General features: G+C 42.2%; 10 protein-coding genes. 7 read left to right on the plus strand and 3 right to left on the minus strand.

Going from position 1 to position 13,291, the window contains the following annotated elements; all coding sequences use genetic code 11:
- Positions 1 to 463: 463 nt before the first annotated feature.
- Complete coding sequence (rbsK, locus tag H6G41_RS33140) at positions 464 to 1,390, plus strand: ribokinase (RefSeq protein WP_190752536.1); 927 nt, start codon at positions 464 to 466, stop codon at positions 1,388 to 1,390.
- A gap of 102 nt (positions 1,391 to 1,492) precedes the next feature.
- Here the strand turns inward: rbsK and H6G41_RS33145 are convergent, their stop codons facing one another.
- Positions 1,493 to 1,924 (minus strand): nucleoside deaminase, encoded by a 432-nt coding sequence (locus H6G41_RS33145; RefSeq protein ID WP_190752539.1) that lies wholly within the window; start codon positions 1,922 to 1,924, stop codon positions 1,493 to 1,495.
- 16 nt (positions 1,925 to 1,940) lie between these two features.
- Between H6G41_RS33145 and H6G41_RS33150 the strand changes: the two genes are divergently transcribed.
- On the plus strand, positions 1,941 to 2,864 hold the full coding sequence (locus H6G41_RS33150) for a nucleoside hydrolase (protein ID WP_190752540.1): 924 nt from the start codon (positions 1,941 to 1,943) through the stop codon (positions 2,862 to 2,864).
- Positions 2,865 to 2,947: 83 nt separating this feature from the next.
- Here the strand turns inward: H6G41_RS33150 and H6G41_RS33155 are convergent, their stop codons facing one another.
- Both H6G41_RS33155 and H6G41_RS33160 read right to left on the minus strand, forming a co-directional pair.
- Complete coding sequence (locus H6G41_RS33155; protein WP_190752541.1) at positions 2,948 to 3,994, minus strand: DUF1611 domain-containing protein; 1,047 nt, start codon at positions 3,992 to 3,994, stop codon at positions 2,948 to 2,950.
- A complete protein-coding gene (locus H6G41_RS33160; protein ID WP_190752542.1) occupies positions 3,978 to 5,030 on the minus strand; it encodes a dipeptide epimerase in 1,053 nt (350 codons plus the stop codon). The genes H6G41_RS33155 and H6G41_RS33160 overlap by 17 nt, the downstream gene beginning before the upstream one ends.
- Positions 5,031 to 5,203: 173 nt before the next feature.
- On the opposite strand from H6G41_RS33160, the gene H6G41_RS33165 reads away from it, so the two are divergent.
- The 5 genes from H6G41_RS33165 (at position 5,204) to H6G41_RS33185 (ending at position 12,808) form a co-directional block, all read left to right on the plus strand.
- The gene (locus H6G41_RS33165) at positions 5,204 to 5,764 is read left to right on the plus strand and encodes an NUDIX hydrolase (RefSeq protein WP_190752543.1); all 561 of its coding nucleotides are present in this window, start codon (positions 5,204 to 5,206) and stop codon (positions 5,762 to 5,764) included.
- Positions 5,765 to 6,068: 304 nt separating this feature from the next.
- Positions 6,069 to 7,325 (plus strand): alkaline phosphatase PhoX, encoded by a 1,257-nt coding sequence (locus H6G41_RS33170; RefSeq protein ID WP_190752544.1) that lies wholly within the window; start codon positions 6,069 to 6,071, stop codon positions 7,323 to 7,325.
- Between the two features lie 188 nt (positions 7,326 to 7,513).
- Complete coding sequence (locus tag H6G41_RS33175) at positions 7,514 to 9,160, plus strand: M48 family metalloprotease (RefSeq protein WP_190752545.1); 1,647 nt, start codon at positions 7,514 to 7,516, stop codon at positions 9,158 to 9,160.
- 68 nt (positions 9,161 to 9,228) lie between these two features.
- Positions 9,229 to 10,026: a COP23 domain-containing protein gene (locus H6G41_RS33180; RefSeq protein WP_190752547.1), complete on the plus strand. Its 798-nt coding sequence runs from the start codon at positions 9,229 to 9,231 to the stop codon at positions 10,024 to 10,026.
- 508 nt (positions 10,027 to 10,534) lie between these two features.
- The gene (locus tag H6G41_RS33185) at positions 10,535 to 12,808 is read left to right on the plus strand and encodes an HAD family hydrolase (protein ID WP_308796887.1); all 2,274 of its coding nucleotides are present in this window, start codon (positions 10,535 to 10,537) and stop codon (positions 12,806 to 12,808) included.
- Positions 12,809 to 13,291 lie beyond the last annotated feature (483 nt).

Raw genomic sequence — 13,291 nt, forward strand, 5'->3', positions numbered from 1 at the left:
TACATCAACTTTTAAATGAAGGAGAGTTAATTATTAAATGGGGGCGAAAACTCAAAAATAAAGGCGACGCTGTTATCACAATTTAAATGCACAACAGCTTATCCACTGCTAAGGCAGGAGTAGTTAAAGCCGTTGTAGTTAATATTAGTAAATTTATCCCAATCAGTAATTCACTTTTGGCAGTCATGATTTGTGCCTCTAGGTAATTTATATATAATTTTTAATTAAAAAACTCAAATTTTATCGAGTAAATTAACAAAACTCATTCATAATATACTTGCTAAGAATTTACATAAATCTGTAATATAAAACATCTTTTTTAGGACATAATTAATCTTCCTCCCAATGGCATAGATAAAGAGAACGATAAAAAATCATAATTTTTAATCTAATTTCTCAGAGCTTCTACAGAAACACATCACCTCCTGTAGCATGAGGCTAAATAGCTTTTTAAATGACTATCATGAGTATTATTGTTTTTGGCAGCATCAATATTGATTTAGTAGCCACAGTTCCCCGATTACCAATGGCGGGAGAAACATTATTAGGACATAACTTTGTGCAAGTTCCGGGAGGAAAAGGCGCAAATCAAGCAGTAGCACTAGCACGGTTACAAGTTCATACTCATATGGTTGGGCGAGTAGGTACAGATAGTTTTGCCTCAGAATTACTCTACAATTTACAAAACTCTGGTGTAGATAGTAGCAACGTTTCTATTGACGATAATGTCAGTTCAGGAGTAGCGCTGATTGCTGTTGATGACAAAGGTGAAAATCAAATTATTATTGTTCCTGGTGCCAATGGGCGTGTTAATCAAGAAGATGTAGAGAAATTATCTGATTTATTACCCAATAGTACTGCATTACTTTTACAATTTGAAATTCCGATGGCTGCTGTAGTGGCTGCGGCGAAAGCAGCACATCAAGCAGGGGTAAAAGTAATTCTCGATCCTGCACCTGCGCAATCTGACGTACCTGATGAACTATATTCATTAGTAGATATCATTACACCCAATGAAGTAGAAGCAGGGCAATTAGTAGGGTTTCCAGTGAATAACGCAGAGTCAGCAAAACAAGCAGCAGCGGTTTTATTGCAACGGGGTGTGAAATGTGCGATCGTCAAACTTGGTGCAAAGGGTGTTTTTTGTGCGACGGCTGAGGAAAGTTTTTTTGTACCTGTGTTTCCCATTCAAGTTGTAGATACGGTTGCTGCGGGTGATGCTTTTAATGCTGGTTTAGCCGCCGCACTTTATGAAGGACTTTCTCTACATCAAGCAGTTATGTGGGGTGCGGCTGCGGGTGCTTTGGCTGCAACAAAACCAGGCGCGCAAACTTCTTTACCTGATAGGTTGACGTTTGAGGCGTTTTTGAAGGAAAGGGGTTTTGATTGAACCGCAGAGAACGCCGAGGACACAGAGAGAGAGATGGGGGAGTGTGGGGTTTTTTTCCCTATCTCTTCCTCTTGCCCAATGCCCAATGCCCCATGCCCATAATTATTTCCCAATATCCTCATTCCACAGTTCGGGATTAGTTTCGATAAACTCACTCATCATTTGTTCGCATTCATCCAGGTTGAGATCGATTACTTCTACGCCGTGAGATATCATAAATTCTTTAGCACCAGGAAAGGTTCTCGACTCGCCGGCGATGACTTTTTTGATGCCAAATTGCACAACTGCACCAGCGCATAAGTAGCAAGGCATTAAGGTTGAATAGAGTGTTGTACCTCTGTAATTACCTACTCTCCCAGCGTTGCGCAGACAATCAATTTCAGCGTGAGTAACAGGATCTCCATCTTGTACGCGCTTATTGTGTCCTCTGCCAAGAATTTTGCCATCTTTGACAAGTACCGAACCAATGGGAATTCCGCCTTCTTGTCTACCTTGTCTTGCTTCTTGAATTGCAGCTTGCATAAATTCATCCATGATTAACTCCTCTGCTATGTCTAAACAACTTGTCTTAATGGATCACGATGGCGGTGTAGATGATTATCTAGCAACTATGCTGTTGTTGACTATGGATAATGTGGAATTATTAGGTATTGTTGTTACTCCAGCAGATTGCTATGTACAACCTGCTGTGAGTGCTACACGTAAAATTTTAGACTTGATGGGATTTTCGCATATCCCAGTAGCAGAAAGCACAGTGAGGGGTATTAATTCTTTTCCCTATCTTTATCGCCGCGATTCTTATATCGTTGACAATTTACCAATTCTCAATCAAAGCGACACGATTAATACATTATTGGTAGAGGAAACAGGCCAAGATTTCATGATTAAGGTTTTGCGTGAGGCAACTGCACCAGTCACGCTAATGGTAACGGGGCCATTAACAAATGTAGCAGTGGCGTTAGATAAAGCACCAGACATTGAAGCGAAAATTCACAAGATTGTCTGGATGGGTGGTGCATTAAATGTTTCCGGAAATATCGAAAAGAATTGGGAACCAGGACAAAATGGTACTGCGGAATGGAATGTTTATTGGGATGCAGTTTCCGCCGCGCGAGTCTGGAAAAGCCAAATTGAAATTATTATGTGTCCTTTAGATTTAACTAATAATGTACCTATGACATTAGAGTTAGTGCGGAAAATGGGAAGACAACGCCACTATCCCATCTCTGATTTGGTAGGACAATGTTATGCCTTAGTAATTCCTCAAGATTATTATTGTTGGGATGTTTTGGCAACGGCTTATTTAGGACATCCAGAATTTTATCAATTGCGGGAGTGGGAAACTGAAATTATAACTACTGGCCCCAGTCAAGGACGCACGAAAGTTGTAGATGGGGGAAGGAAAATTTACGCAATGGACAAGGTAGATAAAGAAGCTTTTTATAATTACATTTTGCAACAATGGGCAAGATAATTTTACAATTTTAATTTTGCAAAATATAAACCCGCCGATAACAGCGGGTTTATAAATTTATATACTTGCCAACAAGATAAAATTTAACTTTTCATCACTGCATCTAACAAGATATTAGCGCCAAAGCGGACAGCATCGGTACAGGGTAACCCAGTTTCTTTTGTGGTTTGAGCGATCGCATCTTTCGCCGCATTTTCATCTAGACCAACAGTATTTAAAGCTACAGCCACCACAGGCACGGGAGCAAAGGCACCGCCAGCACTCGCTACTGTTTCATACAGCTTAATCACCTCTGGTAAAGGCGGAATTGGCACATGGGGATTATTGCGGTTATGAGTTTGTCCGGCGCGATGAACTAAAACTAGTTGGGTGGGTTGAGAACCACGGATTAAGGGCAAAGTTGCCGTTGAACCGGGATGTAACAAAGAACCCTGCCCCTCAATATGTACAATGTCATAATTTTTACCATATCGCATCAACATTTGTTCGACAGCACCAGCCGCATAGTCTACGCGCACAGCATCTAAGGCTACACCATCCCCTTCTAGCATCACACCAGTTTGACCAGTAGCTAAGAATTTAGAACGCCAACCCCGCAGCTTTGATGCCCAATGCATTTCTAAGCTAGTTGACATTTTCCCAATCGCCATGTCAGTACCCACAGTCAACACCCGCCGACAGGGAAGGGTACGTGCTAAACCGCTAGCAATGTCTAAATTCGGTGGTTCTTTGCGGACATCCCAAATTAATTGCCCTGGTTTTAGCAGTGCATTTAATTCTGGCATAGCTGCCAATGGTGTGTGTAAACCGTTTACCAATGACATCCCAGCTTGTAAGGCATTTTTGATTTCTAGCCAATAATCATCTGGTACAGTACCGCCTTTGGGAGCAATACCAATTACCAAAACTTGCGGTTGATATTGTAAGGATGCGGCTACAGATTCAACAATCGGAACATCACGCTTGATACCTGTAATCTCTGTTAAGGATCTGCCGACACATTCGCGATCAATAACAGCGACAATTGGGGCTTCACTGTAACGTAACAGAGACAACCCGGTTTTGCCTTTAGGGCCAGCAGTGCCCTCATGTAACAAAATAGCTATTCGTTGATTAAGTGGCAGACGCAATATATTGTACCCCCAAACCTGGTAAATCGTTGGGCAAAACTTTCCCTTGGTGAATTGAAGCACCCACAAAAGGATCATCAATTAAGTTTAAATGACTGTCTAAATCGAGATAATCAGCTAGAGGTGCTAGTTGTGCTGCGGCTGTATTCGCTAGGGAACTATCAGAATAGCAACCAAACATGACTTGCAAACCATAGGCTTTGGCTGTGTGTACCATGCGCATGGCTTCGGTTAAGCCGCCTGATTTCATCAGTTTGATATTAATACCATCAACATAGTTAGCTAACAGAGGAATATCAGCGCTGGTAAAGCAACTTTCATCGACAAAAATCGGCAGGGACGTATGTTGCTTAAGTTCGACTAAACTAGTTTCCTGCCCCCTGGGCAATGGCTGTTCTACATACTTTATACCTAAATCGGCTAGCCAATTACACATTTCTACTGCATCGCTTAAACTCCAACCGCCATTAGCATCAACAAAGAATTCCAAATCTGGTGCTTCTTCTTGGACTGCTAATAACATTTTCCTGTCTGCATCTATGCCATCCGGATTACCTAGCTTCACCTTGAAAACACGGATATCTGTAAATTTTAACCAGTCCCGCGCCCTAGTTCGCGCCCCTTCTGGGGTATTAATGCCGATAGTAACTGAAGTGGGGACAATGCGATCGCGTTCCAATCCCCAAAGTTGCCATAATGGTAACCCCACCAGTTTACCCAACCAATCATGCATCGCCATATCCAGCGCCGCCCTCACAGCCGAAGGAACCTGCAATTTAATTAACTCAGCCTCAACTTCCTGCCGTTGTAAGGGGCTAAATGCTTGCAAAATCGGCGTTACTTGCTGCAAAGCATCTTTGATTTTATCAGTGGATTGCGAATGATTACCTACACCAAAAGGCGACGCTTCCCCCCAGCCCTCAATCCCATCTTGAGAAACAGTCACCCAGATATTTGTTGTCTGTGCCGTCGTCCCCCGACTAATCGTCAAGGGAAACCGCTTATTGACAGTAAATATTTTTACTTGAACTTCCATAAATATTTTGATTTCAAGCTAGGGCGAATTACACAAATATCACACTTTAGCGCTAAAGTTTAGTTATTTGTACACATCTGTTATACTTTTTTACCGAAAAAGATTTTGTTGACTGATGACTGTTAACTGATGACTGTTGCAATAGTGCTTTTTTATCCCATGCCCAATGCCCAATGACAAATTTTAAAAAATGGACAATCCTTAAATCCAAAATGGTATTAGATCATCCTTGGTGTCAAGTCAGGCAAGATGAAATCGAATTACCTAATGGCAAAATTATCGATGATTATTTTGTCAATATTAAACCGGAAGTAGCTTTAATTTTACCAATAACTACTAATCAAGAAATTGTCTTTGTGCGGCAATATCGGCACGCTGTTGGTGATTTTTTTATTGAATTACCGGCGGGAGGTTTCAACCCTCACCAAGAAAGTGCAGAAGTAGCAGCAGTTAGAGAATTAGCAGAAGAAACTGGTTATATTACTCAACAAGTCAGAAAAATTGCCACGCTATATGATAAGCCGAGTAAAGATACTAATCAAATCCATTTATTTTTAGCTGAAAATGTCGTTAAAGTTAAAGAACAGCAGTTAGATATTACAGAAGAAATTGAGGTTATATTAATTCCTGTAGATGCAGTTTTAACAAAAATTGCCCAAGGAGAAATTGCGGTAGCGGGGACTGTGGCGGCGCTATTCTTAGGGTTAAATTTTCTTAAAGCGAGTAATTGCTGAGTTGCTAATATCCCCGACTTATTGGAAAAGTCGGGGATCTGAAAGAAAAACTTTACTTAACCTAAACTAATTTTTAAACTACTTTATCTTTTGGTTAATATAGGTTATATTTGCTATTTATGGAGACTGCAATTAACGTCATGTATGAATTATTTATCATATCTTGAAAAAGATGGATTTTATTAACTTTAATTTTACATATTTTGCATATTATTTATTTTGCGTTTCATAAAGATTTCTTAGTTTTCTCTTAATAAAGATAAATGATTTTGTCTCCATGAGAGTAAAAACTAAGGAGCATATTGTGACCTTATCAAGGCGGAAATTTTTTACTTTAGCAGGGACAGGAACTGCTGGTGCTCTGATATTATCTCCATTGCAAGCTTTTTATGCTAACCGCGCTTTTGCAGCCGGCCCCTATGGTTCTTTGGTATCTGACCCGAAACGTGTTTTGGATTTGCCAAGTGGATTTTCTTATGTGAGAATGTCTGAAGCTGGGCAAACCATGAGTGATGGTTACAAAGTTCCGGGTGCACATGACGGAATGGCTGCATTTCCTGGCACAAATGGCAGTACTATTTTAGTGCGTAACCACGAACTTAACTTTTCATCGGGTGGCAGTGTGGGCGCACCTAGTAATAAAAAATATGATAGCAAAGGCAGAGGTGGTACTACTACCTTAGAAGTTAGTTCCACTAGAGTATTACTCAGACACCACGGTTCTTTGGCTGGTACCGATCGCAATTGTGCAGGAGGCCCTACTCCTTGGGGTTCTTGGCTAAGTTGCGAAGAAAGTTTTGAAACTGGGAATAAAAAGCACGGCTATGTATTTGAAGTTCCTAGCAGTGCAACTAGTTTCGTCACCCCTGTACCACTAACAGCAATGGGTCGATTTAATCACGAAGCCGCAGCTGTAGACCCAAATACCGGCTATGTCTATATGACTGAAGACCGGGGAGATGGTTTGTTGTACCGCTTCGTACCTAGAACCAAAGGTAAGTTGAGTGATGGCGGTACACTGTATGCTTTGAGAATTAAAATCAAACCGAAAGCGTATACCAAAACAGGGTTTACAGTTGGTCAAGACTTCTCAGTAGATTGGGTTCGTATTACCAACCCCGATCCTTCTAGCGATACCGTTAGATCTGAGGGTTATAACCTTGGTGCAGCCAGATTTAGCCGTGGAGAAGGTATCTTTTATGGTAGAGGAGATATCTATTTTTGCTGTACCAATGGTGGTAGTGCTGGCTACGGTCAAGTATGGCGCTACACTCCAGCAACAGAAACACTGAGTTTGTTTGCACAACCAAATAATCGCGGTGTTCTCGATTACCCAGATAATATTGTCGTTGCACCCAATGGGGATTTGTTCCTTTGTGAAGATGGGGACGGTGATATCTTTATTGTGGGAATTACGCCCAGTGGTACGCTGTATAAATTTGCCCGCAATGCCTTAAACTCAAGTGAATTTGCGGGAGTTTGTTTTTCTCCAGATGGCAAAATCATGTTTGTAAATATGCAATCACCAGGAATTACCTTTGCCATTAGAGGCCCTTGGTAAACAAGAAACAGGCAAAAGCCAGAAGGTAGCAGGAACTAACTTCAGACTTACGCCTTCGTTAAATAAATAACTTATCAATAGCCGCGATCGCACAAATGTGGATCGCGGCTAACTGTATAATTACATGAGTTTCAAAGGTTTGAAGCTAAATTTAGACTAAAAAAATTTTTCACAACCCAACCCCCAGCATGAAACGAACTAAGAAGTCTCTGCTATTAGCTTTGAACTGGGTGTTACTCTCATTTACAACCTCTATTTTAATTATTCTCGCACAACCTACAGCACCCGTTCCCGCCCAAGCGCCTAATTCAACCAATTCACAACAAAGTCGCGAAGAACAACTGCGCGAGGTCTTACAACGTCAATCACCTAAGCCTGTTGTCATTCCCCAAACTACCCCCTCTCCTGAGGCTACACCATCACCCACACCCACACCCAAGCCTGATGAAGCCACAGAACCAGCACCGACACCGGAAGAAATCGCCCGTAGGGAACAATTTATCGCCGCAGATAAGCTGTATTTGGCGGGACAGTTTGCAGAAGCAGAAAAAATTTATCGTCAGCTAAAAGAACCTTTTGCGAAAACAACGCAACCTCAGGAACGCAAACCAGCAATCACAGATCCAACGCAACTATCCCCTGGGGGAAAAGTCTATTGGCGAGAATCAGAAGCGGGGATAGCCAAGAATTTACAATCGAGAACTTTAGTACCTCTGCAATTATTGGTGGAACAGTATCCGGAGTTTATTCCCGGACATATCAGATTTGCGGAAGTTCTCAAGCAATACGATCGCCCTGAGCAAGCTTTAGATATCTTAGAACGGGGGGCTTCTCTTTATCCAGACCAACCAGAATTAGTCAAAGCTAGAGTTACAGCCCTTGCAGATGCGAAAAAATGGATGGAAGCTTCTTTAGCAGCCCGTCAATTTGCGATTCTCAACCCCAAAAATCCCCAAGCTGGGGAGTTTAATAATTTAGCAGAAGTTCATCTCAAACGTTATAAAAGCCATATTCAAGCCGAAATTCGCGGCAATGCGATCGCAAATATTCTCACAGGTGCCTTAGGTTACGCGGTTACAGGCAGTTTAGTCGGGCCATTTTCTGCTTTAGATTCTACCATTTTGCTGTTGCGGGGTGAGCAATCCATCGGGGAATCGGTAGCTAAACAAGCTAAAGAACAACTCAAACTAATTACCGATGACACAGTCGTCGCCTATGTGAATGAAATCGGCCAGAAACTCGCCAATGTCGCCGGACGCAATGAATTTAAATATGAATTTTTTGTCGTTCCCGACGAACAACTCAACGCCTTTGCGCTCCCAGGTGGGAAAATATTTATTAACGCAGGTGCGATCGCCAAAACCAATTCCGAAGCCGAACTAGCCGGATTAGTCGCCCATGAATTATCCCATGTAGTCTTATCCCACGGCTTTCAACTAGTTACCCAAGGTAATCTCGTTGGCAACATCACCCAATATATTCCCTTAGGGGGGATTATCGGTCAACTCTCAGCCTTGAGTTACAGCCGCGATATGGAACGTCAAGCAGATACCCTCGGTACTCGCTTAATTGTCGCCACAGGTTATGCAGCTGACGGCTTACGTAACTTAATGGTAACTCTAGAAAAACAACAAAAAAATGTTCCCCCTAGTTGGTTCTCTTCTCATCCCGGAGGTAGTGAGCGCGTCAGATATCTAGAAGATATGATTATTAATAGCAACTATAACCGCTACTCCTACGAAGGCGTGGAACGACACAGCCAGATTCAAGCCAAGGTTAAGCAGCTACTCAAAGAGAAAAAAGAACAAGCAGAAAAAAAGCAGCCTGCGCGATGAACTAAAATCAAAATTTTTCGTCACTGAAGCTATCAATAATCTATACCTATTTCCCTAGAGGATGATTTATGTCATCACACGCTTTAAAATTTGTACTGTTGGGTAGTTTAGGATTATCTTGTTTTCTTGGTAATTCCGTAGCACTAGCACAAGTTGATACATCTGGTGGTGTTGTCGTCCCCACAGATTCTACAGGCCCGTCAACAGGCGCACCCGTACCAGTAGATACCGCCGCAGGTACACCTACTTCCCCCGTTGATAGCAACACTCGCTTTAGCTGTCAGGTTTATAACGGTCAATATACAGTCATGTATCAACCCCAAAGTCAGCCAGGCCAATACTTTGCTTGGGCTGCACCTGCAACTTTGGGTGGTGGTTGGGATATGCAAAAACGCTGTGCAACAATCGCTAGCCGCTTAGAATCCTATCGTCCCGATGGCTTGCAAGAACTGCAAGTAACAAGATTAAATAACGAGAACGTTGTCTGCGTCACCACAGAAGCGAATTCAGGCTGTCGCATCGTCTTGACTGTACCCCGTGACAAAGACCCTTATAATGTCCGCAATAGCATCTTCCAAAACCTCACCACAGCCGACAGCGGCCAGCAAACTACCGCAGTCAACACCTACCGCAATGGACAAGGCGGCTGGCGCGATATATACGACCTCACTCGGACAACTTTAGGTGGTAACCGAGTGTCTAATGCCAGAAGTGGTATCAATCTTAAACCATTCCTCGATCGCAAAGATGGTGGTACTGGTAGCGGATTAAAGAATGGTGTCGCTTTGCGTAACCGTTCCACTAACCAAACAGTCCGTCAACCCAATAACAGCATTCGCCTCAACCCCGATAGATTCCGCCGTTAATTCCAGGGTAATGTATATCTACAAAAACGCGCTGTTAAAAATGTAGCAGCGCGTTTTTGTTGTTGAATCGAGTCTTAACTGTGAGTAAAATTTAGCGATCGCATTGTTGATTAATACGTTCTGTTGTACTTAAATACTTAAGTCTTGAATCTATTACAAAAGAAACTTTTAACTAAAAATTATTTTTAGTATATTAAACAACAAATAAGTCCCAGTATATAACGCCATCAATCTGTGAATTATTTGAGCTTAATGCTGGATATTTGCCAGCATTTTAGTAAATTATGTACTTATACTCCAAATCTACTCTATTCAAAACCGTTGTATCTTTTACATATTAAATGTTGGATTTTTGACCACAGTAATAGCAAAACTTGGTTGTAATATCAATTTTTCTTGACAGAAAATCTGTTTTATAATCTGCACATGCTGGGATAATGTGTAATTTACCTGTAGTGGTTAACAGGCATCTCTATTCAAGACTTTACGTAGGCTGGAATGCAATCATATTGAGGAATTCACTATGTCAAATAGCTCAGGGTTGTATATTCTACTAGTCAGCGTTCATGGATTAATCCGAGGTCATAATTTAGAATTAGGACGAGATGCTGACACAGGTGGACAAACAAAATATGTCGTTGAACTTGCGCAAGCCTTAGCGGAAAACCCGCAAGTAGAACGTGTAGACTTAGTTACCCGTCTAGTTAACGATCCAAAAGTTAGTTCTGACTATGCCAAACCTGTAGAAGTACTTTGTGATAAAGCGCGAATTATCCGCTTAAACTGCGGCCCCCGTCGCTATTTGCGCAAAGAAGTTCTCTGGCCGCATTTAGATAACTTTGCTGATGAGTTACTTAAACACCTGCGACAAATGGGCAAATTACCCCATGTCATACATACTCATTATGCAGATGCAGGATATGTGGGCTGTCGCGTAGCTGGTTGGTTAGGTATTCCCCTAGTGCATACTGGTCACTCCTTAGGGCGCGTCAAGCAACAACGATTGTTAGAACAGGGAACTAAACCAGAAGTCATTGAAAATTATTATCATATCAATACCAGAATTGAAGCCGAAGAAACTACACTTGCTAGTGCAGCCTTAATTATTGCCAGTACTAATCAAGAAGTAACGCAACAGTATGGAATTTACGACCATTATCAACCACAACGAATGGTAGTAATTGCCCCAGGAGTCGCACTCGAACGCTTCTACCCCGTACCGCAAAATTGGCAAGAACCACCAATATATCAAGACTTGCAGCGATTTCTCAAAGACCCACAAAAGCCCATAATTATGGCGCTTTCCCGGCCAGCGATTCGCAAAAATGTCGGTACTTTAGTCAAAGCTTATGGCGAAGATCCACAGTTGCGTCATCTAGCAAACCTAGTTCTCATATTAGGTAACCGCGATGATATTACAACAATGGAATCGGGGCCGCGTCAAGTCCTAACAGAAATTTTCCAATTAATTGACCGTTATGACCTTTACGGTCACATTGCTTATCCCAAACATCACGGTTCTGATGAAGTTCCCGAACTTTATCGATTGCTAGCCAAAACCCGCGGAGTATTTATCAATCCCGCCTTAACAGAACCATTTGGTTTGACCTTAATCGAAGCTACAGCCTGTGGTGTGCCGATTATTGCTACATCAGATGGCGGCCCCAGAGATATCATCGCCGCTTGCGAGAATGGTTTGTTAATCGATCCCCTCGATATTCAACAAATTCAGGATGCTCTGCGCACAGCACTGACCGATAATCAAAAATGGGAAGGTTGGTCTAGTAATGGTTTAAGTCGAGTCCGGGAAAATTTTTCTTGGGAAACCCACGTAGAACGTTATTTAGAATATGTGCGTCAACTACCACAACGCCGAGTCCAATCTCTGCTGAGTCCGTTAAGGCTAGGGCCAGCCAGTAACCTCAACGATTGGAACGTCCCGGAAAAAAACCGCCTACCAACAGCCGATCGCTTTCTGGTGTGCGAAATTGATAATACCTTGTTAGGTGACCCCGATGCACTGCATCAATTAATCCAGCGCTTAAATAACGAAGGTGAAACCACTGGCGTAGGAATTGCTACCGGACGCAATTTAGAAACTTCTCTAGAAATGTTAGAAGAATATCGGTTTCCCATGCCCGATGTGCTAATTGTGTCCACAGGTAGCGAAATCTACTATGGCGCTCAGGTAATTGCAGATATGAACTGGCAAAGACACATTAGCTATCGTTGGCAACCAGACGCCATCCGCCAAGCAATGGCAGAATTACCAGGAGTGATGTTACAACCAGCAATAGGCCAAGGTAAGTTCAAAATTAGCTACTTTATCGATGAAGAAAAATCCATCAGTTACCGGGAAATTATGCGTCATTTGCGACGGCATAAGCTCCATGTTAAAGGTATCTATAGCCATAATATGTATCTTGACCTGGTACCAATTCGCGCTTCTAAAGGAGATGCAATTCGTTATTGTGCTTTAAAGTGGGGATTGCCAATTAAACGCTTTTTAGTTGCAGGTGCATCAGGTAATGATGAAACCATGCTAGCAGGTAATACTTTAGGTGTGGTTGTGGGTAACTATAGCTCAGAACTAGAAAAGTTGCGTAGCTATCCCCATGTTTACTTTGCGCAAGGGCATTATGCTTGGGGGATTTTAGAAGCACTCGATCATTACGACTTTTTTGGCAGTTTATCGCGCACAGAACTAGAAGTGAATAGCAACGGAGATGGAGGAATGCAAAAACGAGAAGAAGCAATGACAGGCGGCGTTTTATCTGTTTAGACTGCGCTAAAAAATAGCTTCTCTTTTAGCTTTGTTACCCGCCTTTCGACTTCTCTTCTGCCAAGGGGAGACACGCAAGGGACGAGACGCTACGCATTAAGCGTTGGCGCAGCCTCTCGTAGAGAAGCTATGTCGCAGGTTTTACGCTCAAGGCTAATAGCCCAATTAGGGGCGGGTTAAGCGAGATAGTCGTGAATTATTGGAGCATATTTTTGAACCCGCCCCTACTAAAGTAGACTAAAGATTTTGAGGATATCTAGTCATCTTGAGATGATTTTGGCTATTAGCACAGAACTTCAGTTTCTTGCGGTAAGCGGGTTTCGCCTTAAATTGACACCTGACTTTTCACGGGATGTGGAAAAGGAAATTGGTTCGCGATAGCTGGTCGCGAACCAATCCTCTGGACTTAAGATAATTTGCGTCCTCTAATATAAGGTGCTTGTAGTATCGTATTTTGGGGTGCAAATGAAACTATTAGAAGCA

Origin of the sequence: Tolypothrix sp. FACHB-123 (assembly GCF_014697075.1) — a bacterium.
Classification (GTDB): domain Bacteria; phylum Cyanobacteriota; class Cyanobacteriia; order Cyanobacteriales; family Nostocaceae; genus Aulosira.